This is a genomic window from Novacetimonas sp. GS1, from assembly GCF_036686925.1.
GTDB classification, from domain to species: Bacteria; Pseudomonadota; Alphaproteobacteria; order Acetobacterales; family Acetobacteraceae; genus Novacetimonas; species Novacetimonas hansenii.
The window spans coordinates 2,970,294-2,996,208 of record NZ_VSZP01000001.1 but is presented as its reverse complement, the minus strand read 5'-3'; the positions used below and the strand labels follow the sequence as shown (position 1 = coordinate 2,996,208).

The 25,915-nt window shown below is 62.2% G+C and carries 26 protein-coding genes and 1 pseudogene; 19 read left to right on the top strand and 8 right to left on the bottom strand.

Features of this window, described 5'->3' with window-relative positions; all coding sequences use genetic code 11:
• Positions 1–48 precede the first annotated feature (48 nt).
• The 8 genes from rseP to gloA all read left to right on the top strand — a co-directional run bounded on the left by rseP (position 49) and on the right by gloA (position 8,748).
• Entirely contained in the window at positions 49–1,155 is a 1,107-nt protein-coding gene (gene rseP / locus FYB92_RS13145) for an RIP metalloprotease RseP (RefSeq protein ID WP_192264804.1), read from the top strand.
• Between the two features lie 145 nt (positions 1,156–1,300).
• A complete protein-coding gene (gene bamA / locus FYB92_RS13140) occupies positions 1,301–3,796 on the top strand; it encodes an outer membrane protein assembly factor BamA (RefSeq protein WP_062808670.1) in 2,496 nt (831 codons plus the stop codon).
• A 7-nt stretch (positions 3,797–3,803) separates the two neighbouring features.
• Positions 3,804–4,679, top strand: coding sequence for an OmpH family outer membrane protein (locus FYB92_RS13135; protein WP_040511591.1), 876 nt, complete (start codon positions 3,804–3,806; stop codon positions 4,677–4,679).
• A 16-nt stretch (positions 4,680–4,695) separates the two neighbouring features.
• Positions 4,696–5,775 carry a UDP-3-O-(3-hydroxymyristoyl)glucosamine N-acyltransferase gene (gene lpxD, locus FYB92_RS13130; protein ID WP_075624029.1) on the top strand — a complete coding sequence of 360 codons (1,080 nt, stop codon included), beginning with the start codon at positions 4,696–4,698 and terminating at the stop codon, positions 5,773–5,775.
• Positions 5,776–5,873: 98 nt separating this feature from the next.
• Entirely contained in the window at positions 5,874–6,359 is a 486-nt protein-coding gene (gene fabZ, locus FYB92_RS13125) for a 3-hydroxyacyl-ACP dehydratase FabZ (protein ID WP_040510475.1), read from the top strand.
• 72 nt (positions 6,360–6,431) lie between these two features.
• Positions 6,432–7,373: an acyl-ACP--UDP-N-acetylglucosamine O-acyltransferase gene (lpxA, locus tag FYB92_RS13120; RefSeq protein ID WP_003618081.1), complete on the top strand. Its 942-nt coding sequence runs from the start codon at positions 6,432–6,434 to the stop codon at positions 7,371–7,373.
• The gene (locus FYB92_RS13115; protein ID WP_003618083.1) at positions 7,363–8,256 is read left to right on the top strand and encodes an LpxI family protein; all 894 of its coding nucleotides are present in this window, start codon (positions 7,363–7,365) and stop codon (positions 8,254–8,256) included. The genes lpxA and FYB92_RS13115 overlap by 11 nt, the downstream gene beginning before the upstream one ends.
• 102 nt (positions 8,257–8,358) lie before the next feature.
• Positions 8,359–8,748 carry a lactoylglutathione lyase gene (gloA, locus tag FYB92_RS13110; protein ID WP_003618084.1) on the top strand — a complete coding sequence of 130 codons (390 nt, stop codon included), beginning with the start codon at positions 8,359–8,361 and terminating at the stop codon, positions 8,746–8,748.
• Between the two features lie 61 nt (positions 8,749–8,809).
• Here the strand turns inward: gloA and FYB92_RS13105 are convergent, their stop codons facing one another.
• On the bottom strand, positions 8,810–9,040 hold the full coding sequence (locus tag FYB92_RS13105) for a hypothetical protein (protein ID WP_048859347.1): 231 nt from the start codon (positions 9,038–9,040) through the stop codon (positions 8,810–8,812).
• A gap of 179 nt (positions 9,041–9,219) precedes the next feature.
• On the opposite strand from FYB92_RS13105, the gene rpmH reads away from it, so the two are divergent.
• From rpmH to FYB92_RS13060, 9 genes and pseudogenes are all read left to right on the top strand, one after another.
• Complete coding sequence (gene rpmH, locus FYB92_RS13100; RefSeq protein ID WP_003618086.1) at positions 9,220–9,354, top strand: 50S ribosomal protein L34; 135 nt, start codon at positions 9,220–9,222, stop codon at positions 9,352–9,354.
• A gap of 70 nt (positions 9,355–9,424) precedes the next feature.
• Complete coding sequence (gene rnpA / locus FYB92_RS13095) at positions 9,425–9,775, top strand: ribonuclease P protein component (protein WP_003618087.1); 351 nt, start codon at positions 9,425–9,427, stop codon at positions 9,773–9,775.
• 47 nt (positions 9,776–9,822) lie between these two features.
• Positions 9,823–10,068, top strand: coding sequence for a membrane protein insertion efficiency factor YidD (yidD, locus tag FYB92_RS13090; RefSeq protein WP_003618088.1), 246 nt, complete (start codon positions 9,823–9,825; stop codon positions 10,066–10,068).
• A 21-nt stretch (positions 10,069–10,089) separates the two neighbouring features.
• Positions 10,090–11,832 (top strand): annotated as a pseudogene (gene yidC / locus FYB92_RS13085) (membrane protein insertase YidC); the annotation flags it as partial.
• A gap of 409 nt (positions 11,833–12,241) precedes the next feature.
• Complete coding sequence (yihA, locus tag FYB92_RS13080; protein WP_040510476.1) at positions 12,242–12,919, top strand: ribosome biogenesis GTP-binding protein YihA/YsxC; 678 nt, start codon at positions 12,242–12,244, stop codon at positions 12,917–12,919.
• A 61-nt stretch (positions 12,920–12,980) separates the two neighbouring features.
• A complete protein-coding gene (gene argB, locus FYB92_RS13075; RefSeq protein ID WP_075631601.1) occupies positions 12,981–13,886 on the top strand; it encodes an acetylglutamate kinase in 906 nt (301 codons plus the stop codon).
• Between the two features lie 160 nt (positions 13,887–14,046).
• Entirely contained in the window at positions 14,047–14,895 is an 849-nt protein-coding gene (gene dapD, locus FYB92_RS13070; protein WP_003618096.1) for a 2,3,4,5-tetrahydropyridine-2,6-dicarboxylate N-succinyltransferase, read from the top strand.
• A 4-nt stretch (positions 14,896–14,899) separates the two neighbouring features.
• Positions 14,900–16,102, top strand: coding sequence for a succinyl-diaminopimelate desuccinylase (dapE, locus tag FYB92_RS13065; protein ID WP_332828792.1), 1,203 nt, complete (start codon positions 14,900–14,902; stop codon positions 16,100–16,102).
• A gap of 14 nt (positions 16,103–16,116) precedes the next feature.
• The gene (locus tag FYB92_RS13060; RefSeq protein WP_040511600.1) at positions 16,117–16,743 is read left to right on the top strand and encodes a hypothetical protein; all 627 of its coding nucleotides are present in this window, start codon (positions 16,117–16,119) and stop codon (positions 16,741–16,743) included.
• 416 nt (positions 16,744–17,159) lie between these two features.
• On the opposite strand, the gene truA is transcribed toward FYB92_RS13060, so the two are convergent.
• The 3 genes from truA to def form a co-directional block, all read right to left on the bottom strand.
• Positions 17,160–18,011 (bottom strand): tRNA pseudouridine(38-40) synthase TruA, encoded by an 852-nt coding sequence (gene truA / locus FYB92_RS13055; protein WP_003618104.1) that lies wholly within the window; start codon positions 18,009–18,011, stop codon positions 17,160–17,162.
• The gene (gene fmt, locus FYB92_RS13050) at positions 18,008–18,934 is read right to left on the bottom strand and encodes a methionyl-tRNA formyltransferase (RefSeq protein WP_332828791.1); all 927 of its coding nucleotides are present in this window, start codon (positions 18,932–18,934) and stop codon (positions 18,008–18,010) included. Before fmt ends, truA begins: the two co-directional genes overlap by 4 nt.
• A 139-nt stretch (positions 18,935–19,073) precedes the next feature.
• A complete protein-coding gene (gene def, locus FYB92_RS13045; protein ID WP_003618107.1) occupies positions 19,074–19,616 on the bottom strand; it encodes a peptide deformylase in 543 nt (180 codons plus the stop codon).
• A gap of 257 nt (positions 19,617–19,873) precedes the next feature.
• Here def and FYB92_RS13040 point away from each other — a divergent pair, with 257 nt between their 5' ends.
• Both FYB92_RS13040 and FYB92_RS13035 read left to right on the top strand, forming a co-directional pair.
• Complete coding sequence (locus FYB92_RS13040) at positions 19,874–20,341, top strand: Hsp20 family protein (RefSeq protein WP_175575082.1); 468 nt, start codon at positions 19,874–19,876, stop codon at positions 20,339–20,341.
• A gap of 79 nt (positions 20,342–20,420) precedes the next feature.
• Positions 20,421–20,690: a DUF1150 family protein gene (locus FYB92_RS13035; RefSeq protein ID WP_048859390.1), complete on the top strand. Its 270-nt coding sequence runs from the start codon at positions 20,421–20,423 to the stop codon at positions 20,688–20,690.
• A gap of 62 nt (positions 20,691–20,752) precedes the next feature.
• Here the strand turns inward: FYB92_RS13035 and hpf are convergent, their stop codons facing one another.
• The 4 genes from hpf to FYB92_RS13010 form a co-directional block, all read right to left on the bottom strand.
• Positions 20,753–21,388 carry a ribosome hibernation-promoting factor, HPF/YfiA family gene (gene hpf / locus FYB92_RS13030; protein ID WP_075595010.1) on the bottom strand — a complete coding sequence of 212 codons (636 nt, stop codon included), beginning with the start codon at positions 21,386–21,388 and terminating at the stop codon, positions 20,753–20,755.
• A gap of 272 nt (positions 21,389–21,660) precedes the next feature.
• On the bottom strand, positions 21,661–22,467 hold the full coding sequence (gene lptB, locus FYB92_RS13025) for an LPS export ABC transporter ATP-binding protein (protein ID WP_003618115.1): 807 nt from the start codon (positions 22,465–22,467) through the stop codon (positions 21,661–21,663).
• On the bottom strand, positions 22,464–24,800 hold the full coding sequence (lptC, locus tag FYB92_RS15500) for an LPS export ABC transporter periplasmic protein LptC (RefSeq protein ID WP_408902371.1): 2,337 nt from the start codon (positions 24,798–24,800) through the stop codon (positions 22,464–22,466). Before lptC ends, lptB begins: the two co-directional genes overlap by 4 nt.
• On the bottom strand, positions 24,797–25,858 hold the full coding sequence (locus FYB92_RS13010; protein WP_062808678.1) for an SIS domain-containing protein: 1,062 nt from the start codon (positions 25,856–25,858) through the stop codon (positions 24,797–24,799). Before FYB92_RS13010 ends, lptC begins: the two co-directional genes overlap by 4 nt.
• Between the last annotated feature and the right edge of the window lie 57 nt (positions 25,859–25,915).

The window sequence follows — 25,915 nt, the reverse complement described above, 5'->3', positions numbered from 1 at the left end:
GTTAAAGGGGACGGCCGCGCGTGATCATCAGGGGAACTCATAATCATCATGCATGATCTGTTGCGGACCGTCCTTGCATTCGCCCTGGTTCTGGGTGTGCTGGTTTTCATCCACGAACTTGGCCATTACCTCGCCGCGCGCTGGCGTGGGGTGCATGTGGAGGTTTTCTCCATCGGTTTTGGCAAGCCGCTGCTGCGCTGGCACGACAGTGTCGGCACGGAATGGCGGCTGTGTCCCGTCCCGCTGGGCGGATATGTCAAGCCGCACGGGTTCGAGGGACCGGAAGACGCCACCCCTGAACAGATCGCGGCATGGCAGCCGGGCCGTACGTTCCATGACAAGCCCGTGCTGTCGCGGGCGATTGTTATCATTGCGGGGCCTGTTTTCAATTTCCTGCTGGCGATCATTCTCTTTACCGGCCTGTTCGCCTTTGCAGGGCAGCCGCATATCCGCAATGTCGTTGCCGATGTAATGCCCGGCAGTGCCGCGGCAAGCGCGGGGATCGCGCCGCATGATGTCATTGTGCGGCTGGGGGATCACCCGATTTCCGACGTGGCCGACCTGCAGGCCCGCGTCGCGGCCGAACCGGGCGCACAGACCGATGTGGTCGTGCAACGCGACGGGCATGACGTGACGATCCCGCTGACGGTGGGCAGTGTTGCCGATGCAAAGGGGCAGCCCCCCCATGGGCAGCTTGGTGTTTCCTTTCTGGCGGAAGTGGGCGCGCCGCAGTCCTTGCCGCGCGCCTTCGTCTCCGCCGTGAAGGAGACGTGGAATGTGTCTGTCCAGACCCTTGCCGGGCTGTGGCAGATGTTGACGGGGCAGCACAGCACCAAGGATCTGGGCGGGCCGTTACGGATTGCGCAGATGTCGGGGCAGGTGGCGCAGTACGGACTGTCAAGCCTTGTGTCATTCATGGCGCTGCTGTCGATCAATCTTGGCCTGATCAATCTGTTTCCCATACCGATTCTCGATGGTGGGCGGCTGATGTTCTATATTCTTGAGGGGATAATGGGCCGTCCCGTTTCGCGCCGGGTGCAACAGATCAGTTTCCAGGCGGGGTTCGCCCTGATCGCCAGCCTGTTTTTATTTTCTACATTTAACGATCTTTCGCATTTCGGCTTGTTTCAATGGCTGGCATCGCATGTCGGATAACGTAAGAATGACGGCATGAGACAAGTGCTTGCGCGAGAGGGGCTATATCGGATACGTCCGCCCATGCGGATAATGCATGACAGCACGGAGATGACATCTCCGCATGGCTGGCAGTGTGGTCAATCCGCCTACCGAATGGTGAGGAATGCCGATTTTGTCGAGTAAACGTTCAGCGCTGCTTGCATCCGTTTGTGTTGTGCCGCTGTTCTGGACGGCAGGCGCCCACGCGCAGGACGCTGGACAGGAAGGCGGTGCGCCGTCCGATGCCCCCCCGTCAGGTGGCATGGCCCCGACGCCGGGCATGACCCCGGAACAGCCGCAGGTGGAGGCCATCAAGCCGCCGCCTCTGGCCGATCCGATCGAGGCCGTGGACATCAAGGGCAATGACCGGATCGAAACGAACACCATCCTGTCCTATATGGTGGTGCAGCCCGGCGACCGGTTTGATCAGGATCTGCTCGACCGTTCGCTCAAGACGCTTTATGCCACCGGCCTGTTCAAGGACGTGACCATGCAGCGTTCGGGCAACATGCTGGTGGTGCATGTCGTCGAAAACCCGATCGTCAACCGCATCATTTTCGAAGGCAACCACAGCGCCAAGGACGAAGACCTGACGAAGGTCATCTCCCTGCGGCCGCGCGCGGTGTTTTCCACCAAGACGATCGCTGCCGACCGGCAGAAGATCCTTGGTGTCTATGCGGAAAAGGCGCGCTATGCCGCGACCGTCACGCCACAGGTCATCCGCCTTGCACATAACCGCGTCGATGTGATCTTTCGCATCAACGAGGCGCAGAAGACACTTATCCGCAAGGTGACGTTCGTGGGGAACCGTACCTTCAGCAGCACGCGCCTTGCCGGTGTCGTGTCGTCGAAGGAAACGGCGTGGTATCGCTTTTTCTCATCAAGTGACCAGTACAATCCCGAACGTATCAAGTATGACGCGGAACTGCTGCACCGGTTTTATCTGAAAAACGGGTTTGTCGATTTTCAGATCAAGAACGCGACGGGCGAACTCTCCCCCGATCACAAGGCGTTCTACATCACCTATACGATGGAAGAAGGGCCGCGTTACCGCCTGAACAAGATGGATATCCGCTCTTCCCTGCGTCATGTCAGTGCGGAGTCCCTGCATAAATACATCTCCCTGTTCCACAACCAGTGGTATGACGGCAGCGCCATCCAGCATAATGCGACATCCATGCAGGAAATCCTGCAGGCGAAGGGATATCCCTTTGCGATGGTGCATCCCGAAATTGCGCGTAACCCGGAAAAACGCACGGTCAACCTGCTGTTCGATGTGAGCGAGGGGCCACGTATGTATGTCGAGCGCATCGACATCAACGGCAACACCATCACGCAGGACAAGGTTATCCGCCGCCAGCTGCCGATGTCCGAAGGCGATCCGTACACCCCCATGGACCGCAAATATTCCAAGGCGGTGCTGGAGGATCTTGGCTTCTTCAAGACCGTGTCGATCGACCAGACGCCCGGGTCTTCACCTGACAAGGTCAATATCTCGGCCGATGTGGTGGAAAAGCCGACGGGCGAATTCTCGCTCGGTGGCGGGTATTCGTCGGATGCGGGCGTGCTGGGCAATCTCGGCCTGAAGCAGCATAACCTGCTTGGCACAGGTATCGACGCCGGTTTCTCCGGCACGGCGGCCTATTACGAAGATCAGGCCGACATTTCTGTGACGGACCCGTATTTCCTCAATCGCAACCTGGTGGCCGGGATCGACATCTTCGGTATCCAGAACCGTTACATGACGTACCAGAACTACTCCGAAGGCCGGTACGGCATGACGCTGCGTATGGGGTATTCCTATAATAACCACCTGTCGCAGTCGTGGAGCTATACGCTTACCGATCGAAATGTTGGCGATACATGGTCGGATTCGTCTTGGTACGTGCTGGATCAGTCCGGCTGGTCGCTCCTGTCACAGTTGAGCACCACGCTGACCTATGACACCCGTGACCGCCGTTCGCAGCCCCATAGCGGCTATGTCATCCGTGTTGGTGGCGATTTCGCGGGTATTGGCGGCAATGAACGCTATGTCCGTGGCAAGATCGACGCCGCCTATTATATTCCCCTCGACAGCCTGATGGGGAACCATGACTGGACGGTGGACCTGCGCGCTGGCGCGGGCGACATCGCCAACTGGGGTGGCGGACGCAGTGATATCATCGATAACTTCTATCTTGGTGGTAACACGCTGCGCGGCTTCCTTGACGGTGGCGCGGGGCCGCGTTCGATGGGGATTTCGGCGCGGACCATCGACGGTGTGAAATACCCGATGCATTCGCAAGAAGATTTCCTTGGCGGGCGTTTCATGTACACCGCTTCGGCCACGATCCATTTCCCCATGCCATTTGCGGCGGATATGGGGATCAAGGGACGGTATTTCGTCGATGCCGGTGGGCTTGATGGCCTGCGCGTGCGCGAACGCTATACCTCGCCCAGCGATGGTTACAAATATACCCCGGTATATGGCGATACATTGACGCCGCGCGTCAGTACCGGCGTGGGCTTTTCATGGAAAAGTCCGTTTGGTCTGATTAACATTGATCTTGGTGTGCCGATCATCAAGCAGAAGCATGACCGAACACAGTTGCTCCGCTTTGGCTTCGGCCAACAATTCTGAGGTGATAATGTTGCGTAATTCCGGCGTTCGTTTATTTGCCGCGGCTGTCGCACTGGGATGTGGCAGCCTGGTCGGATCTGTTGCCCATGCGCAGAACAATTCCGGCTGGTTCGTCCCCAAGGCATCCCAGCAGCAGCCGGAGCATGCCGCAGCGCATGCGGCCCAGCCCGCGCCGCAGCCCGTCCCCCTGCCGGCCCCCCCGGCCGATAGCGAGGAAGCCCAGTCCCAGACGCCGCCGGTCCTGCCGTTGCCGCAGATCCCCAATTCGCCGGACCTGCCCAAGGGGGCACCGCCGCCCGCACCGATCATCGGTGTCATCAGCGTGCCTGACGTGATGCGCCTGTCCACTGCGGCGCAGCAGGCGGAACGCGTATTGGGCGCGCGGCGTGACGAACTTGCCCGTGATGCGCAAAAGGAACAGGCGTCGTGGCGTGATGAGCAGCAGAAGCTGCAGGGTCAGGCGCGGACCATGTCATCCGACCAGATCCAGGCAAGCGAACGCAAGTTGCAGGAGCGCGTGATCGCGGCGCAGAAGAACTTCCGCAACCGCAACCGCATCATCCAGGAAGCCGCCCAGGTCTCCCTTGGGCAGATTGAACGCGAATTGGTGCAGATCATCCGCCAGGTTGCCGCCAGCCGCAGCATGAACCTTGTCCTGCACCGTGAACAGGTGGCGTTGAGTCAGGATAACCTTGACATCACCCAGCAGGTCGCGACGCAGCTGAACTCGATCCTGCCGAGCGTCTTTATCCCGGCGGCGAATGTCGATCCTGAAGTGCTGGCGAAATCGGGCACGATGCCGACAACCGCCGATGCGGAACAGGGTGGCGCCTCCGCCCCGGCAGCAGCGGCAACCGCCGTCGCACCCAAGGCGAAGCACTAAGGGCTTGGTCGGGTCCATGCACGTGCGGGAGGAAAGCGGGCCGGGCGATACGCGGTTTTTTGTATCGGATGGCCCGTTTGACGCCACGGAACTTGCGCGCTGCGCTGGTGCGGAGCTTCAGGGGGCGGGGGCAGCGATTGCCGACGCACCACACTTCACCGGCATAGCCCCCCTGCAGTCGGCAGGGCCGACGCAGGTCAGCTTTCTGGACAACCGGCGCTATCTCCCCCTGCTGGAGCAGACGGGCGCGGGTGCGGTGATCGTGGCGCCTGCTTTTGTTGACAAGGTGCCGTCCCATGCCGTGGCGCTGGTGTCGCGTACGCCCTATCTTGCATGGGCGCGTGTGGCCTCGCGTTTCTATCCCGCGCCACCGGTTGATCCGGGGATTCATCCCACCGCGGTCATCGGCGAGGGCGCGCAGGTCGATCCATCAGCGTCGATCGGGGCATTTTCAGTCATCGGTGCGCGCGCACGTATTGGCGCGGGTGTGACGCTTGGCACGCATGTCATGGTCGGCGATGGCGTGGAAATCGGTGCACGCAGCCGCATCGGCAGCCATGTTTGCCTGTCGCATGCGCTGCTTGGGGAACGTGTCACCTTGCTGCCGGGTGTCCGCATCGGTCAGGAAGGCTTCGGCTTTGCCACCGGTCCTGACGGGTTTGAGACCGTGCCCCAGCTTGGTCGGGTGATCCTTGAGGACGGGGTCGAGGTCGGTGCGAACTCCACCATCGACCGTGGGTCGATTCGCGATACCCTGATCGGGGCGGGGTCGCGCCTCGACAATCTGGTGCAGATCGGCCATAATGCGCGTCTGGGACGGTGCTGTATCGTTGTGTCCCAGGCCGGTATTTCGGGTTCGACGGAACTTGGCGATTTTGTCACGGTCGCGGCGCAGGCCGGGCTGATCGGGCATATCAAGATTGGCACGAAGGCACGGATCGGCGCACAATGTGGCGTCATGTCCGATGTCGAGGCCGGGGCCGATGTCATCGGAAGCCCGGCGATGCCGTTCAGGGAGTTTTTCCGAAACGTGGCGTTCCTGCGTCGTCTGGCGAAAAAACCGACGCAGGATGGGGGCAGCGACAAGGCCGGCTAGGCGACGGTGCCGAAGGCTGTAAAAACATTCAACCGGCATGGGGCGGCCTGTCCAGTCAGATCGCAGGCGTTCCCGTGCCGCAGAGATGGTTGGACGACGTGGATAAAGAAGTAGAGGCATTACCGACAGAGCAGGCGCCGCAGAGTGTCGAGGCAATCGACATCATGCGCATCATGGAGGCGATTCCCCATCGTTATCCTTTCCTGCTGATTGACAGGATGGTTGATATCGTCCGCGGTCAGTCGGCGGTCGGCATCAAGAACGTGTCCGTGAACGAACCGCATTTCCAGGGGCATTTCCCTGCGCGGCCGGTCATGCCGGGCGTCCTCATCATCGAGGCGATGGCGCAGACGGCGGCGACGCTTGTCGTGCTGACGCTGGGTGAGGCGTTCGAGGGGAAGCTGGTCTATTTCATGACCATAGACGGCGCGAAATTCCGTCGCCCCGTTGGCCCTGGCGATCAGTTGCGGATTTCCGTTGAAAAAGAGCGCAGCCGCGCGAATGTCTGGAAATTCAAGGGGATTGCGCGCGTAGACGGTGTCTCGGTGGCCGAGGCGACGTTCAGCGCGATGATCATGGGCTAGGCCAGGCCCGGCGAACGGAAAACGATCGGCCCGTAACGGCAGGCACCGTAACCGGGAACCGGTATCTGGATCATGGCTTTTTTTCCGGTGGCTGAGCGCCGGAAAGCCGTCGAAATGGAGGCTGTTCTGGCACACAGCGCATCTACCGGCACGACAACGGATGTGGAACCTCTGGGGGCTGCTGTTATCCATCCCTCATCCATCGTTGCCGCTGGCGCCCGAATTGGTCGCGGCGTGTCAATTGGCCCATGGTGCACGGTCGGTCCCGATGTGGTGATTGATGACGGTGCCCGGCTGATTTCCCATGTGGTGATTGACGGCCATACGCATATCGGCGCGAATGTCGTCTGCTATCCCTTCACCACGGTGGGGATGGAACCGCAGGACCTGAAATATCGCGGTGAACCCACACGCTGTGTCGTGGGGGCGGGCACCATCATCCGTGAAAATGTCACCATTCACCGGGGGACGGCCACGGGTGTGGGTGTCACCACCATCGGGGGAGGGTGCCTTATCATGGCGAACTCCCACGTGGCGCATGACTGCACGTTGGGACGGGGTGTCATTATCGTCAATAACGTGGTGATGGGGGGGCATGTCGTCATTGGCGACAATGCCCGCATCATGGGGTCGGCCGCCCTGCATCAGTTCGTGCGTATCGGGCACGCCGCCCTTGTCGGTGGTGTGTGCGGGGTGGAGGCGGACGTCATTCCCTATGGCAGCGTGCTGGGCAACCGGGCGCGGCTTGTGGGGCTGCACTGGATATGGCTGCGGCGCAATGGTGTCGCGCCTGATGATATCCGGCGCATGCGCCAGGCCTTCCGCGCGCTGTATCCCAAGGCCGCACATGCCAGTGGCGCTGTGTTCCAGACGCGTCTGGAACAGGTGCGTGGACAGTATGGTGATGATGCCCGCGTGTCCGAAATTCTGGATTTCATTGCGGCCCCCAGCCATCGCGGACTGGTGCGCGTGCAGAGAAGTCCGGGCGAAATGATCGAGACCGATGGCGCCTGATCCCCTGATGGATCAGGTTACGTCTGCTTCTGCGTCTTCCCCCGCCTGTGTCGGCATCCTTGCCGGGGGCGGCCCACTGCCGGCGCAGGTTGCGCGTTCTGTTGTTGCGGCGGGCGGCAGCGTCTTTATCATCGGGTTCGAGGGGTTTGCCGACCCCGATGTCATCGCCCCATGGCCGCACCGGTTCATCCGGCTTGCCGCGGCGGGCGAAATCCTTTCCACCCTGCGTCTGCATGGATGTCGTGAACTGGTCCTGATCGGGCCGGTGCGGCGTCCTTCCTTTGCGACATTGCGCCCTGATGCGGTGGGCGCACGGATACTGGCGCGGATCGGTCGTGCCCTGTTTTCTGGTGATGACGGGTTGCTTGGCGCGATTGTCCGGGTGCTGGGGGAGGAAGGATTCGTTATCCGGGGCGCGCATGAATATCTGCATGCATCCATCGGGCGGCGTGGCGTGATGGGGATGGTGCGCCCCGATCACGTCGCAATGTCCGATATCGGGCGTGGGCGGCGCGTGGTGCAGGCCATGGGCGCGCTGGATATTGGACAGGGCTGTGTGGTGCAGGACGGGCTTGTCCTTGCGGTCGAGGCGATCGAGGGTACGGACGAGATGCTTGAACGTGTCGGACGATACCATCAGGATGGTCGTCCCGGCGGGGTGTTGATCAAGATGGTCAAACCAGGACAGGAACGGCGTGCCGACCTGCCCACCATCGGCCCCGAAACGGTGCGCCGCGCGGCAGGTGCGGGATTGCGTGGCATCGCGTTCGAGGCCGGGGCCACACTGCTGACGGACCCGCTTGAATGTGTGACGCGGGCGGATGCGGCTGGTCTTTTCCTTGTCGGGATTACGGCCGAGGGGACGATGGAATCCGTTTTGTAAAAGACCGCCCTGAACATGACATCCTGATAAGAACTTTTATAATTTCAGTATGTTGTTGGGTGCGGTTTGTTAGCGGTCGATAAAATAAGGAGTGCAAACATCATGGGCAGTTACCTGCATACAATGGTTCGCGTCCGTAATCTGGAGGCCAGCCTTGATTTCTACGGGTTGCTTGGGATGCGTGAATTGCGTCGGCGTGAGGTGCCCGAAGGGAAATACACGCTTGTTTTCATCGGGTATGCTGACAATGCGGCAGGGCAGGCGGAAATCGAACTGACCTATAACTGGGGTCAGGACGATGGATATGACGTCGGTACCGGATTCGGCCATTTCGCCGTGGGTGTGGCGGATGTCGCCGCCATGGTTGAAAAAGTCCGCGCAGGTGGTGGCAAGGTCACGCGTGAGGCGGGGCCGGTGAAATTCGGCACCACCGTCATCGCCTTTGTCGAAGACCCTGATGGCTATAAGATCGAGCTGATCCAGCGCCCTTGATCCTTCACCCGGGGGGGATGTGCATCCCTTCGGCCTTTTTGTCATCAGCCCGTACCATCGGTCATTCCCGGGCGGGCAGGCAGGTGCGCCGCATGAGGTCGAGCCTGCCGACCGTGGCTTCTATCGCCTGTATGATGACCTCAGCGCCCGCGCGCACCTGTGCGTCGGGATGGGCCGACAGCAGGTCAGCCTTGATCAGGGCAGGCGACAGGATGCCCCTGATGTCATGCAGGTGCGTGCATATGCCGGCCACGTCCGTAACGTCGGGAGAAGGGGCGGGAGTATGGGGCATGGGGGCTCCGTAATTCTGGGGCGGTGGTTGGGGTGTCTCATGCGCGGCATGTAACGCGGGTTGCGCATTGACGCTGGGAATAACGGGCAGTATAAGGCCCGCCTTGGGGATGTGCAGGAAAATTGCCTGCGCCCCGATATTCATCCGTAACCTGTTACAGTCAATCTGGGAGTGCTGTCGTGAAGCGCACGTATCAACCCTCGAAGCTGGTCCGCAAGCGCCGTCACGGCTTTCGTTCCCGCATGGAAACCGTCGGTGGCCGCAAGGTGATTGCGAACCGTCGCACCAAGGGCCGTAAGCGTCTTTCCGCTTAATTGCCCTGGTCTTACGTTCCGGGACACTTTGTCCCGGAATGACACTTTGCATTAACAGGGGCTGCTGAACGTGGCCGACCGGTCGATCCGTCTCAAGAAACGTGCTGAATTCCTGAAGGTCGCGGCAAAAGGCCGCAAGGCCCCGGTGTCTGGCATGGTTTTGCAGGCGTTGCATCGCGATGATGCCGATTCGGCCCGTCATGGGTTCACCGTGACGAAAAAGGTCGGGAATTCGGTGGTCCGCAGTCGTGTGCGCAGGCGCCTGCGCGAGGTTGTCCGCCAGGTCGGGCGGGAACTGCCGCTTTGTGGCGTGGATCTTGTGGTTATTGGCCGTAGCGCCACAATCAATCGTAAATTTTCCTCGCTGCTGGCTGATTATCGCAAGGCATTGAAGAAAGCCGGGGTCGTGGGGGACGCGTGAACATTCCTTCCCCCGTCCCGGTTTCACGGGGGCCGGTCGTGACGGTAATGCGCGCGATGATCCGTGCCTACCAACTGGTGATCCGGCCCGTGATCGGCGCGAACTGCCGCTTTACCCCATCATGCAGCCATTATGCCCGTGATGCCCTTGCACGCCATGGTGCGTGGCGTGGTGGTCTCATGTCGCTGTGGCGTATCATGCGCTGCAATCCCTGGAATGCGGGGGGATATGACCCGGTGCCCACCACGCACCATGATGGTCGCTCCTGCTGCTGCATCCATAAACCTGAATAACGAGAGTCTGGCTGGTCGCTGATGGATATCAAGCGTTTAATGGTTGCAGTGGCGATGTCTGCCATGGTTCTGCTCGGTTTCCAGTATCTGGTGCCGCACCCGGATCATAAGGCGGCCACGCAGCCTGCACTTGGTGCCGGGCAGGAGACACCTGCCGCGGCGCCGGGGGCGGATGCGGGCAATGGCGCGACGGATGCAAAAGATGATCCGCGCCTTGCGATCAATACCGGTCGTGTCGGTGGGTCGATCAACCTGCGGGGCGCGCGCCTGGATGACCTCGTGCTCAAGGATTATCACGAGACCGTCAAACCCGGCAGCCCGCTGGTGCGTATCCTTGATCCCCGCCAGGACCCGCAGTCGAACCTTGTGGAGGTCGGCTGGCTCAATATCGCAGGTGGGCAGGTGCGCGTGCCCGACGCCACCACGGTATGGAGCGCGGATCAGGCCAGCCTGACGCAGGACCAGCCTGTTACCCTGCGCTGGGACAATGGGCAGGGACAGGTGTTCGAACTCGTGGTCGCGATTGACCAGAACTACATGTTCTCCGTCACGCAGAAGGTCCACAATCAGGCGGCAGGGCCTGTGTCGCTATATCCCTATTCGCGTGTTGATCGTGCCTATACCCCGGTGGAGACCGGCGGATACCTGGTGCATGAAGGCCCGATTTCCGTCATTGACGGGCGTCTGGACGAAAGCTCCTATAAATCGGTGCGTAATGGCACGATACCGCCGGGCAATACGTCGTGGAACAAGCCGGGTACGGGCGGCTGGAGCGGGATTACCGACAAATACTGGCTGACCGCCGTCATTCCGCAGCAGGATTCGTTAGTGACCGGCAGCTATGGCTATGTGCCGGAAGCCGGGCATGAAGGTGTCTATCAGGTCGGCTTTACCGCCCGGACGCCCGAAGTCATTGCGCCGGGTGGCGATGGTGTGACCGAAACCCATGTCTTTGCCGGTGCCAAGGAAGTGCCGCTACTGGAGAAGTATGAAGCCAGCCTGCATATTCCGTCCTTCTGGAAGGCCGTGGATTTTGGCTGGTTCGCGTTCCTGACGCATCCGATCTTCACTGTGCTGGACTGGTTGAATACGCTGCTGGGCAATTTCGGCCTTGCGCTGATGGCCTTCACGCTGGTGGTCAAGGGACTGTTCTTCCCGCTGGCGACCAAGCAGTTCCGGTCGATGGGCAAGATGCGCCAGCTCCAGCCCAAGATCAAAGCCCTGCGGGAGCGGTATAAAGACGACCAGATGGCGCTTAATCAGCATATGATTGCGCTGTATAAGGAAGAAAAGGTCAATCCCGCCAGCGGCTGCCTGCCGATGCTGTTGCAGATCCCGGTGTTCTGGTGCCTGTACAAGGTGCTGTTTGTCACGATCGAGATGCGGCATGCCCCGTTCTTTGGCTGGATCCATGACCTTTCGGCGGCGGACCCGACCAATATCTTCACCCTGTTCGGGCTGATCCCATGGGATCCGACGCATATATCCACCTTCTTCCAGCTTGGGCTGTGGCCGATTGCCTTTGGCCTGACCATGTTCGCGCAACAGAAGATCAATCCCGCACCCGCGGCTGATCCGGCGCAGCAGAAGATGTTCCAACTGATGCCGATCCTGTTCACCTTCTTCATGGCGCGGCAGCCGTCGGGACTTGTGATCTATTACTGCTGGAACAACCTGCTGACGATGGCGCAGCAGGCCGTGATCCAGCGTCGTGTGAATGCAGAGGCCAAGGCCCCTGTGGTGATCCGGCCGGAGAAGGAGAAGCCTTCGCTGTTCGCAAAGCTTCTGCAGTCGATCCTTGAGCGTCAGGCCAAGGCGGTGGACAGCGCGGGCAAGGCCAGCCCGGCCAAAGCCGGCAATGCGAAGACCGCGACCGCCAAGAGCCAGTCCGGTGGCAAGGGCCAGCAGATTGAGGGCACCGTGATCCGGGAGGTCCCGAATACGTCCGATGCAGGTGCCGATGCGCCCACAAAGGGACCGGGGCAGGACACGCCGCACGATGACGCCGACGTGCCGGGCCAGGGGGAAGACACGGCTGGCAGGGCCAAGGGCCGGCGCGGGAACAAAAACCATAACAGCAAGAAGCGCCGCGACGAGCAGAAGGCTGCCCGGCGTAATCCTTCGCCGAATGCATCCGGTGGGAATGACAAAAGCGGGGGCGATACAGGCGGCAATGGTTGATTTCACCCCCAAGACCCCCACCCCAGAGGAAATCGAGCGCGCCCGCGAGGCCGGGCGTCTGCTGTTCGCAGGCGAATGCCAGTTCGTGTTTGGTGCGCAAAAGCTTGGGCAACTGCCCGACCCGTTATTGCCGGAAATCGCGTTTGCCGGGCGTTCCAATGTTGGAAAGTCCAGTCTGGTCAACGCCCTGACGGGGCGGCGGACACTGGCCCGTGCCTCGTCAGAGCCGGGGCGGACCAAGCAGCTCAATTTCTTCGAACTTGCCGGGCGGCTGACGCTGGTGGACATGCCCGGTTATGGTTTTGCCAAGGCGGCGAAGGCGGTCAAGGAAGACTGGCAGGGGATGATGTTCTCGTTCCTGCGCGGGCGCCCGACCCTCAAGCGTGTTGTGCTGCTGCTGGATTCGCGGGTGGAGATCAAGGAAAGTGACCGCGAGATCATGAAGCTGCTGGATCGTGCGGCGGTCACGTTCCAGATCGTGCTGACCAAGTGCGACATTCCCAAGCCCCCCGTACTGGCGGCGAAGCTGCGTGAGACGCGCGAAATCGCAGCCAGCCATGCCGCAGCCTATCCGCTTGTCCTTGTGACGAGCAGCGCGAATGGCGAGGGTATCGTGGAACTGCGCGCGGAACTTGCACAGCTTGCATACCCGCCCCCCGCGCGGGCATGAAGGGCTTGGCTGTGATAAGGGTCATGGCCACACAGTGTTTGATGGATTGAGGCACGATCGGATGACGTTAACAGGACCGGGCAGTCAGGATGCCCGCGAACGGGCAGATGTTCTGGCGCGGGCGTTGCCGTACCTGCGACGCTATGCCGGGGATACGCTTGTCGTGAAATATGGCGGCAGCGCGATGGTCGATACCTCGTTGTCGGACGCGTTCGGTCATGATGTCGCCCTGCTCAAGCAGGTGGGGATCAATCCGGTCATTGTCCATGGCGGTGGTCCGCAGATCAGTGCAATGCTCAAGCGGTTGCAGATTGAATCGACCTTCATCGACGGGCTGCGCGTGACCGACGCCGCGATGATCGACGTGATCGAAATGGTGCTGGCGGGCAAGGTGAACAAGCAGGTCGCCGGCCTGATCAACCGTGCCGGTGCGCTGGCGGTCGGGATTTCGGGCATGGATGGCGGGTTGATTTCCGCGCGTCGCCTGGAACGTCGCGCGCGTGAAAACGGGGTGGAGACGGATCGCCTGCTCGATCTTGGCTTTGTGGGGGAACCCACACGCATTGACTCGCGTGTCATCTATGCCCTGTCCGGCTCTGGCCTGATACCCGTCATCGCCCCTGTGGGCAGTGGCGAGAACGGGGAGACCTATAACATCAACGCCGACACGGCCGCAGGCGCCATTGCGGGCGCGGTCAATGCCAGCCGCCTGCTGATGTTGACGGATGTGCCGGGTGTGCTTGATGAAAATGGCAACCTTATCCCCGAACTGACGGCAGAAGATGCGCGTCGCGGTATCGCCAGCGGCATGATTTCAGGCGGAATGATCCCGAAGGTCGAAACCTGCCTTGCCGCGGTGAAGGCCGGGGCAAAGGCTGCCGTGATCCTTGATGGTCGCGTGCCGCATGCCTGCCTGCTCGAACTGTTTACCGAAGCGGGACTGGGGACGCTGATACGCGGTGAATAAGGCGGCGGGCGTGCCGTCCTGATGGTGTGGGGGATGCGTTGACGGGGATGCGTTGACATGGGCGTCCATCCCCCGCATGGTCCGCGATCACCTCATTTCATGCCGTCGCCCCCAGATAAAACCGCGATGGCGATGTTGTCCGGAACAGGATTTGGAATTCATGACTGATACGACCCTCCAGAGCCAGATCGAGGCCCTGTGGGAACGGCGCGATACGCTGTCCCCGCGTTCCGGCGAGGCGGATCGCGCGCCCGTCGAGGCCGCGTTGTCCGAACTTGATGCCGGTCGTCTGCGGGTCGCGACACCGGGTGCTGAGGGTTGGGTGGTCAATGAATGGCTGAAGAAGGCGGTCCTGCTGTCTTTCCGCCTTAATGACAATCGCCTTGCCCCCAATGGCTGTGCCGGTGCGCCTGCCTTCGACAAGGTGCCGCTGAAGTTCGCGGGCTGGGACGAGGGGGCCTTCACGCAGGCCGGGTTCCGCGCCGTGCCGGGTGCGATCGTGCGTCGTTCGGCCTTTGTCGCGCCGGGCGTGGTCCTGATGCCCAGCTTCGTCAACGCAGGGGCCTATGTAGACAGCGGCACGATGGTCGATACGTGGGTCACGATCGGCAGTTGCGCGCAGATTGGCAAGAACTGTCACATCAGCGGCGGCGTGGGGATCGGTGGCGTGCTGGAACCGTTGCAGGCCGCACCGGTCATCATCGAGGACGGCTGCTTCATCGGTGCGCGTTCCGAGGTGGCCGAAGGCGTGGTGGTCGAACGTGGCAGCGTGCTGTCGATGGGTGTCTTCCTTGGCGCCTCCACCAAGATCGTGGACCGCACGACGGGTGAGGTCTTCATGGGCCGTGTCCCGGCCTATTCCGTCGTGGTGCCCGGCACACTGCCGCCGCGTCAGGCGACTTCGGCCGATGGAAAGCCGCTGCCGTCGCTTGATTGCGCCGTGATCGTCAAGCGGGTGGATGAACGCACCCGTTCGAAGACATCCATCAACGACCTGCTGCGCGGCTGAGGGCATGACCGGGGCACCCAGCGGCAGGGCAACCCAAGGGACGCAGGATCGTCATGGGGCGCAGGAGGATGTCGGGGGTGTCGTCACGCTTGCACGCGCACTGCTCCGCTGTCCGTCGGTTACGCCTGATGACGGGTGTGCGATCGATGTCCTGGCCACGGTATTGCGGGATATGGGCTTTGCGGTTACGTCGCTGCCGTTCGGGGAAGGGGATACATATACCCCCAACCTGTTCGCCCGGTTGGGCACGGGGCATCCGCATGTCTGTTTCGCGGGGCATACCGATGTCGTCCCGGTGGGCGATGCGGCATGGCGCAGCGACCCGTTCGGTGCGCAGATTCATGATGGCCTTCTGTATGGGCGTGGGGCATGTGACATGAAGGGCGGGATCGCCGCCTTTGTCGCCGCCATACGCTGCTACCTTGCACGGCATGGTGGCACGATACCCGGTTCAGTCAGCCTGCTGATTACGGGGGACGAGGAAGGCCCCGCCACCAATGGCACCGTGCGTGTGCTGGAATGGATGGCGGTGAACGGACAGATCCCCGATTTCTGTCTGGTGGGGGAACCGACGAACCCGCAGCAGATGGGCGAGGTGATCAAGATCGGGCGTCGTGGCAGCCTGAACGCCACGATTACGGTCACGGGTGTACAGGGGCATGTCGCCTATCCCCACCGTGCGGACAATCCGGTTCACCGGCTGCTGGCGCTGCTGCATGAACTGACCGTGGCGCCGCTGGATACCGGCAGCGAATGGTTCGAGCCCTCCAGCCTGCAGGTCACCAGTGTCGATGTGGGCAATGCCGCAACGAACGTCATTCCCGCGACGGCGTGTGCGCGGTTCAATATCCGTTTCAACGACCTTCATACGGGGGCGGACCTGTCGGGATGGATACGTACCGTGTGCGCGCGCCATGCGCCGGGGGCGGATGTGCAGATACGCATCAGTGGCGAATCGTTCCTGACGCAGCCGACAGCCGGTGTGGATGCCCTGCGTGATGCGGTGACGGCAGTGACAGGTCAGATGCCCCGTCTGGATACCGGGGGCGGCACGTCTGATGCCCGGTTCATCAGCCAATATTGCCCGGTTGCGGAATTCGGCCTGGTGGGGGCCAGCATGCACAAGGTGGACGAACATGTGCCGGTCGCGGACCTGACGCAACTGGCACGGATTTATGACAGGTTTGTGGAAAGGCTGATGGCCTGATGGCGGATGACGGCATGACCCCCAGGTCCGGGCCGACCGGGTTTGGCAATATCCTGCGTGGGATGCTGCTGCTGGGACGCGGGCGGGTCGCAGGGCTCGCATATTTTGGCAATACGCGTGATGCGGTCCTGACGGCGCTTGCACCACGTATTGCATTGTGGCTGGTGGGGGGGCTGTTGACGATGCTGCATGCCCCCGACGCCACGAGTGTCACGCGCTGGCTGTTTTCATTGTGCATGATCCTGTTGCCTGCGGTCCTGACCCATGCTCTGGCGCAACGTTGGCAACGCGGCGGGCTGTGGTACCGCTATATTGCGGCGGCATGGTGGACCGACTGGCTGTCACCGTTTGTCATGCTTGCGGTGGCGCTGCTGATTGCGCTTGGTTCCCCGGCATTGCTGGAGACGTTTTATGGGGGCCTGATTATCAATGGCGTCGGGTTTGCCTACAGCCTGTGGATGACCTGGTTCATCGCACGCATCGGGCTGGGACTGGGGGGGGGACGTGCGATGCTGCTGCTCGGCGCTGTCCTGCTCAGCCTGGCGGTGATGGCGGAAATCACGGCATTGCTGCCCCCGCATTATGTGCCCTGGCATGATTTCATGGCGCTTCCCGGTGCCACCTCCACCGCCAAACACTGATTAAGGTATAAGGCGACGCCCTTTGGGGAAATGCGTCGCCCAAAACTTTTTCATGCAGTCTGGGGGCTTACAGCGTGGCGTCAGTTATCTGCTCCCACTGGTCGTCACGTAAGCCATAGCGCCGCATCGATTGTTCTCCTCCAAAGCCGGAAAAACAGTCAGTACAGAGTGACAGAAAGTACAGCTCCTGGCTCAGAGACTGTTTTAAAAGTCAGGCGTGATAACCTACTGGAATGATAAAGGTTTTTGGTGAAGCTTTTTCCAAAAAGCTTCGAAAAACGCCGCCTTTTTGAAAAAAGGTGGCACCCAAAAACTTTTCTTGTTTTTTTATCAATGATTTGTTTTCAAACGGTCTCTCAGGGCTTAACTGACGACACGCCGTCGCCCTCTGGGGCCTTGTCATCGGGTGTGCGGCGTTATTTCGCGAACGGGTCTTCGGGGTAGGCCACGCCGGTCAGGTACAGCCCTTCCGCCGGGGCCGTTGGGCCACCGGCGCGGCGATCACACGCCGCCAGCGCCTGTCCCACCCGTTCGACCGACCAGCTTCCTTCGCCCACCATCTTGAGGGTTCCGGTCATGTTGCGCACCTGATGATGCAGGAAGGCGCGGGCTTCTGTCACAATGACGATCTCCTCCCCCTCCCGATGGATATCCAGCCTGTCGAGTGTGCGGACCGGGCTTTTCGCCTGACAGGCAGAGGCACGGAACGTGGTGAAATCATGCCGTCCAATCAGGAATTGCGCGGCCTGGCGCATCAGGTCCACATCCAGCGGCTGGCGTACGTGCCACACACGTCCTTCGTCCAGTGTGGGGCGGGCGCTGCGGTTGATGATGCGATAGCGGTAGGATCGCAGGATGGCGGAGAAACGGGCGCTCCAGTTCGGGAGGACGGGACGCGCGATCAGGATGGCCACACGGTGCGGCTTCATGTGGTAATTCAGTGCGTCGCGCACTGCGGTGCTGCTTAATGGAATGTCATCGGGGAAATCCAGATGCGCGACCTGCCCGGTGGCATGTACGCCGGAATCGGTGCGTCCGGCGGTGATGCTGATGACGGGACGGCCACCGGTCAGGCGCGTGGCAGCTGCCTCCAGCACGCCCTGGACGGAGGTCAGGCCCGATGCCTGACGTTGCCAGCCAACAAAGTCACGCCCGTCATATTCGATCCTGACCGCCCAGCGACGTATGTTTTTCGGTGCTTTGGCACGGGGGGGGACAAATCCGGGTGGCAGTCCCCCCCATGCGGGGGGTGTGGTTTCATCGTTCATGGCTGGGGCGGGTCGAAACGGGTGCCTGCAGGCACAGCCTGTCCACGCAGGAAGGCGTCGGCCTCCATCATGCCGCGTCCGGGGCGTTGCAGGCGTGTGATCCGCAGGGTCGTGCCATTCCCGCAGGCAACCAGCAGGCGGTCGTCCACGATCGTGCCCGGCGCCGCTGTGGTGGGGGTGGGGTCCATCGCAACGGCCCCGACCTTGATCGTCTCCCCCGCCAGCAGGGTGAAGGTACCGGGCCATGGCGTCATGGCGCGCACCTGCCGGTCCAGCATATCCGCAGGCCTGTCCCACCGCAGGCGCCCGTCCTCGCGCGTCAGGCGCGCGGCATAGGTCACGCCCTCTTCCGGCTGCGGACGGGGGGGCGGGATAGTAAGCAGGGTCTCGACCACAAGGCGTGCGCCCATGGCGGCAAGGTCGTCATGCAGGCTGGTTGCCGTGGTACGCGGGGTAAGGGCGACGCGGCCTTCGCACAGCATCGCACCGGTATCCAGCCCCGCATCCATCTGCATGATGGTCACGCCACTTTCACGGTCTCCCGCCAGGATTGCCGCCTGTATCGGGGCCGCCCCGCGCCAGCGTGGCAGCAGGCTGGCATGGATGTTGAGGCATCCATGCGCGGGCGAATCAAGCATGGCGACCGGCAGGATCAGCCCATAGGCCGCGACCACTGCCGCATCGAGTCGCAGTGCGGTGAAATGATCGTGTTCCGCCGTATCGCGACGCAGCGACAGGGGCGTGCGCACTGCGATCCCCAATTCCTGCGCCGCGACATGCACGGGCGACGGGCGTTCCTTCTTGCCCCGGCCGGCGGGGCGGGGGGGCTGTGTATAGACCACGACAATTTCATGTCCGGCGGCGTGCAGGGCCTGCAGGGCCGGTACGGCAAAGTCGGGGGTTCCCATGAAGGCAAGGCGCATGATGTCGTTCCATCGGGGGAAAGCGCGCCGGGTGATGCCGCGGGGGCAGGCCCATGGGCGCGGGAAGGTCGCACGGCGGGCGCGCCACGCGCCACGTCACCGGGCGTGTGGCCGTCGCAGGGGCAAGTCGCAGGGGCAATCAGTGCCTGAGCCGCTGTTCCTTGGCCAGGCGGCGCATGATCATGTTGCGTTTGAGCGCGGAGAGGTGATCGACGAACAGGATCCCCTCCAGATGGTCGATCTCGTGCTGGATGCAGGTGGCAAGCAGGCCGTCCACCTCGATCTCGTGGCGTTTGCCCTCCAGATCCTGATACCGCACGCGCACGCTTTCGGGGCGGGCCACCTCTGCATACTGGTTGGGAAGCGACAGGCACCCCTCTTCACGCACGGACATGGTTTCGGTTTCGGCGATGATGTCGGGATTAATCAGCACCATCGGGTTGCGTGCCTCGTCCTTGTCGGCAACATCCACAAGGGCAAAGCGCAGGCCAAGGCCAACCTGCGGCGCGGCAAGGCCGATGCCGGGGGCCTTGTACATCGCGGCGAACATGCGCGGTATGGCTTCGCGCAGTTGTGCGGTGTCCTCAGGACGGACAAGGCGCGTTTTCTGACGGAGGATCGCCTGCGGGGCGACAAGGATCGGCATCGGCGTGGCCGCTGCAATGACATCTTGATCTATCATGTTCGCGATTTAGCGATCCTGCGCCCCGGATGCCAGAGGTTCCATGCGCCATGGGGCGTGTTTTTACCATGTATGCCCATTTTCATGCCCGTGCTTTTGTTCCCGGCTGTGGCGCCCGGGGGACAGTTCCCTTGCACGCCGGCGCGGATGTCCCATATCGTGGGACAGGGTGGATGCCGTGACGGGTCCATCCCTTGTTATCGTCTCGCTCTGGAATTGAGGAGGCCTGAGTGTCGGGAAGAGTGTTCGGATCCCCCATGTTTCTTGGTTTTGATCATCTGGAACAGATGCTGGAACGTGCATCCAAGAATGCGTCGGACGGGTATCCGCCATACAACATAGAACAGGTCAGCCCCACGACCCTGCGTATTACGCTGGCGGTGGCGGGGTTCATGATGGATGATCTGCATATCACCCAGGAAGACAACCAGCTGGTGATCCGCGGACGCCAGGGGGATGACGGGCAGGGGCGCGTGTTCCTGCACCGTGGCATTGCCGCACGGCAGTTCCAGAAGGCCTTTGTCATGGCCGAGGGGATCGAGATCGGCGGCGCATGGATGGATAATGGCCTGTTGCACATAGAACTGCACCGGCCCCAACCCGAAGTGCGGGTGCGCAAGATCGAGATCGCGAAAGGTCCGTCAATCCGTGATCGCGGTGCGCCGGTCGTTGATGTCCCCGGCATGCGCAAGCAGCATGTCGTGCGGGTGATTGATGATGAATGAGGGGGGAAGGCCGTCCACCCATGTTATCATGTAAATGCGAATGGCGTCCCCAGGGGCGTTTTCGCGGCTGCTGGAGGGCATGCAATTGAGGACAACACTCCGTAACGGTCGGATCGTGCCATGCGAAACGGGCAACAGCCTGCCGATGGATGTGCATACGCTGAGCGATAGCCAGATGCGTGCGCTGGGAATGGAATATGTGGCGTACATAAAGGAAGTCGTCGTGGATGGGGAGGAAGCGTTCGCCATCCATGCCGCGGACGGTACGCCCATGGCCCTGACGCCGGATCGCGACATGGCGATTACCGCCGTGCTGGAACATGAAATGGTGCCCGCACTGGTTCACTGAACCTGTCGCCCGCATCGCCTGATGGCCGCCCCGTTTTTCGATGGGGCGGCCTTTTTCATTGGCTATGCGCGGCCCGAAGGGTCAAGCCAGCCGATATTGCCGTCGTCGCGGCGGTAAATGATATTGATCTCGTCGCTGCTGCTATTGCGGAACATCATCAGTTTCACATCCGCAAGGTCGAGTCGCATGACCGCTTCACTGACACTCAGCGTTGCGATGTCGGTCGGGCGCTCGGCGATGATGGTGGCATACGGACCTGCCCCACCCAACGCAGGGTCCGTATCCTCGTCCACGCCATCGGTGGAGGCCGCCTGACGCCCATCCTCACGCGCGGGGATGTCCCCCCCCGGACGCAGGACATAGCTGCGCCCCATTTCCGTCGGGACGGTGCGCGACCGCAGGTGCCCGTGGTTGGTTGCCTTGCGGTGATAGCGGCGCAGGCGCTTGGCGATATGTTCGGCGGCGTCATCAAACGCGCCATGGGCGTCCGCGGCCTCGCCCTCGCCACGCAGTGTCAGTCCACGCGATGCATGGAGGTTGATGTCGCAGGTAAAGAATGAACGCGCACGGCTGAAGGTGACGCGGGCTTCCATCGCCTGTCCAAAGTATTTTTCCGAAATGCGGTCCAGATGATCGGTTACGCGGTATTTCAGGGCGTCAGACAGGTCGATCTGCTTGCCAGCAACGCTGATGTGCATAAGGGACCACTCCTTGTTATTGCCAAGGAAGCCACGTGCAGAGACGGAAACAGGCGATGGGCCATTATCGTATCAGGTCTGGAAATCCCCGCTCCGTATGCACGGCCTGCCCTGGCGTCAGGTTCACTCTGTTGCACCAGTTCCGACCCTCGCTGTGGTGAAGGCCGGAAACTCCATTGGACATATTTGGGGTGGCGCTGTCCATTCCTTCTTTGCATGCAAGGCGGCATGTTTTTCGATGCAACCTGTGTCCTGTGCTCAGATGGCTGGAATCAGAGGGTAAATTTTTCCCCAAGATAAACACGGCGGACGTCCTCGTTGGCGACGATTTCCTCTGGCCTGCCCTCGGTCAGGACCTGTCCGCTATGCATGATATAGGCACGGTCGATCACTTCGAGCGTCTCGCGCACGTTATGGTCGGTAATCAGCACGCCGATGCCCCGATCCTTGAGATGGGCGACAAGGTCGCGGATCTCGCCCACTGCGATGGGGTCGATCCCCGCAAGCGGTTCGTCAAGGAGGATGTAATGCGGCTGGCTGGCGAGTGCGCGCGCGATCTCCAGACGTCGGCGTTCCCCGCCCGACAGCGCAAGCGAGGGAGAGTGGCGCAGTCGTGTGATCCCGAATTCACCAAGCAGCCCGTCCAGCATCGTCTGCCGCCGGTCCGCGTCGGGTTCGACGATTTCCAGCGCGGCCATGATGTTCTGTTCCACATTCAGGCCGCGAAAAATGCTCGATTCCTGCGGCAGGTAGCCAATTCCCATGCGTGCGCGGCGATACATCGGAAGCTGCGTGATATCCGCGCCATCAAGTGTGATGGTGCCGATATCGGGACGCACCAGCCCTACAATCATGTAAAAGCTGGTGGTCTTGCCCGCGCCATTGGGGCCGAGCAGGCCCACCGCCTCGCCCCGCTGCACCTGAAGCGAGACGTCACGCACGACCGAACGCTTGCGATAGCTCTTGCCGATGCCACTGGCGATCAGGCCCCCGCCAGGTATCGTGTCGGGTGTGCCGGATGCGCCGGGTGCCGGGACGGGGGTGGCGGATGCGGACAGGGCAGCGTCGGACATATTCATTTCGTGGTTCCCTTGTTGCCGGTTCCGGCCTGGTTGGGCACGACAAGCCCGCTGACGCGCGATCCCGGCGTGTCCGTCAGGGTGGCGATACCCGTGCGCATGTTCACGATCGCGGCGGCGCCGCTGATCTGGTTCAACCCGCGAGAGATGTGGACATTGCCCACGATCCGCGCGATTGCGCTGTCGGGGACATAAACGCCCCGATCGCCGGTGACGGCCTCGCTTTGTGTGCGGATCAGGATATGGCCAAAGGCATCAACACGGTCGATTGCGCCCGCGCCGCCTGCGTCATGGCCGGCCTGCGTGTGCGGTGGGCGGGCCGTCTTTGGCCGGTCATAGCCCACCAGAATATCGGCGCGCATCTGCCTGCCGTCATTGGTGGTCAATGTGGCGTCGCCCCGGCTGACGGACATATGGTCGCGTGAATGGTATTCCACCGTGTCACGTGCCGTCAGGATATCCTGCGGGGTGGTCATCTTCATGTTCTTGCCGGTCATGACCAGTACGGCCTGGTCCATGTCATACACCGCCCTGTCGCCCCATGCCTGGTCGGTGTTGGTAAAGATATGGACATGTCCCACCGCTTCAAGGCGATAGACCTCGCTCCCGCCATTGCCGGGGGAGGAGTCGCCGGGGGCAGGGCCATTGTCATGACCCATGGCATGGGATGCAGGCCGGTCAGGGGGCGGCAGATCCTCTGGCAGCGTATCGGAATGGGTCACAAGGCTGGTATCGACATCAGGGTCGCCACCCGCCGCCTTGGGTGTTCCTGATGTCGCGGGTGTCACTGCCGGGGGCGTGGTGACAGGTGCGCCGCCCGGCTGCGTGGCAGGTGTAGGAACGGCTGATGGGCTGTTCACGGGGGGGGCAGCGGAAACCGCCGTCGTCTGCCGGGGCTGCGCCGGGGCAGGGGCCTTGCCCGGTGATGTCGGATGCGCCCTGTCCGCCGGGTGCGTCGCCCGGATTGAGGCATCGGGGGGCGGGGCATCGGTGGCGGGGTCCTGCACCGCAGAAGATGACGGGTCGGCCTGCTGCGTGATCGGGGGCGATGATTGCGGGGATGCCGCGGATATGGCGGCGGGGCTGGCCCCGGATGCATTCCCGGACGCATTCCCTGATACATGTCCGGGCGCAGTCGCCGATATGGGGGCGGGCTTGGGGGCCTGTGCCGTGTGCGCGCCGGGCGTTTTCTTGCGATAATAGGCGATCAGGCGATCCGCGCGCACCGTGACATTCCCGCGCACGGCCTGTGCCCGGTCATAGGCCGTGACGGTCTGGGTATTCTGGTCCCAGTCGAACCCGCCCGCCGCCGTGATGCTGACCTGTCCGCCCTGCGACATATCCAGCCCCTGTGCAAGGGCCGGGGTGGTGCAGGCCGTGGCGAATGTCGCACCAGCAAGCAGCACGGAGGCGAGGGCATGCCCGCGCATCAGTGTTTTCCTCCGGCCGGTGACGTGACGGGGGTTTTGACGGTGGTTTTGATTGGGGGGGGGATGGGGGGTTCCGGTGGAATCCTGTGTGCCGGGGCCGTCTGCCGGGCCGCCATGCGTGGTGTTGAGAAGCAGGCGCCCCGGGCCACGGAACTGCATGATGCCATCGCGGATCAGCAGCATCGCCCCTTGCGTGTCAAGGACGCCGAACGGGCCTTCGGAATGGATCCAGCTATCGGACACGATGACGCCGTGTTTCATGTCAATATCCGCAGTAGGGCTGTACATGGTGGTTCCGTCGCTACGATAAAGCATTACGTCCTGTGTCAGGTCCAGAAGCTGGCTATGCTGGATATAGACGCCATTGCGCGCCGTGACATAGACCCAGTTGTTCGGTCCCAGCAGGGTATCGGCCTGCGGGGTGGTCAGGTCGATGCGTTCGGGGGAGATCTGGCGCGCCTCGCTTGCCGTCACCATGAAGGGATGGCCATGGTCGTCCACCCCGCGATAGGTGGCATTGAGCATGCTGCCACTCTTGACGCGTACATGCGACATCTGCGCCATCGTGCCACGATGCATGATGACCGCGCGTTCCACGGCGGGCCACGCCGCGATCGACCCCAGCAGCACCAGCGCGGTCAGCGGCAGCGCCCATTTGGCCGAACGCATGATCGCACGTCGCCGTGCAAGGTCGTTTGCGTTGGGCAAAAGCCGCTGCCGGATGGAGCGGGTATCGAAAATGCTGCGCTGCCGGGCGATATCTTCCGCCGAACGGGCGTAATCCTCGCGCTGTATGCCGCCCCCGGACATGTCCCCGTCGCGCGCAGCCGTGTCATCGGACGGCCGTGCCGACAGATCGTGGGCTGGATCGTGGGGGGGATCTTCGGGCGGCCTGTCGTTCATGCCACCCCGGCACGCAGCAGGTCATGGATATGCAGGATGCCGATCGGGTGGCGTTCAGCGTCCAGCACGAACAGGCTGGTGATCGGCCGTGGGCGGTCATTCATGATCCGCAGCGCATCCACCGCCAGTACATCGGGGCGGATCGTCTGCGGATTCGTGTTCATGATGTCTGCGGCGCGGGTGCCGTCAATGTCCTGTTCCAGCGCGCGGCGCAGGTCGCCATCGGTAATCAGCCCCACCAGCGTGCCGTCATCGCGGACCACACCCATGCAGCCAAAGGCCTTGTGCGTCATTTCCATGATGACCTGACGCAGCGGCAGATCGGCGGAGCCGAGCGGCATGCTCGGCCCGACATGCATCAGCGCGCGCACGTCACGCAACTGCGCGCCCAGGCGGCCGCCGGGATGGAAGATCCCGAAATCATCCGCGCCAAAGCCGCGCTGTGTCAGCAGTACGATCGCCAGTGCATCGCCCAGCGCGAGCTGCATGGTCGAACTGGTGGTGGGCGCCAGACCCATGGGGCAGGCCTCGGGCGTCTGGGGCAGGACCAGTGCGATGTCCGCCGCCCGCGCCAGGGTCGAATCGGCACGCGCGGTCATCGCGATCAGCAGCAGCCCGAACCGCCGCGCGTGCGAGACGATATCCGCCAGTTCCGATGTCTCCCCCGAATTGGACAGTGCAAGGATCGCATCCCCCGGCTGGAGCATGCCCAGGTCCCCGTGCGAGGCCTCGGCAGGGTGGACGAAAATCGACGGTGTCCCGGTGGAGGCCAGGGTGGACTGGATCTTGCGCCCGATATGCCCCGATTTGCCAATGCCCGTCACCACGACCCGCCGCGCGGGCATCGACAGGGCCTTTACCGTGCGGATGAACGCCAGCCCGAGGTCGGATGCCCCCACGCCCTCATGCGCCGGGCCAAGCGCCTGGCGCAGCGCATCCATCATGCGCGCCAGACCGTCGCACTCGGTCTGCAGGACCTTGCATGCCGATTCGATCATATCGGTCTGGTCCGTGCTGACGGAACCATGGTTCGGATGGGGCTGGAGGCTGTCGGTCATGCCTGTTGTTTTCTGTATTGCCGTCAATGGCGCCCCGCGCGCATCGGGGCTGGTGGG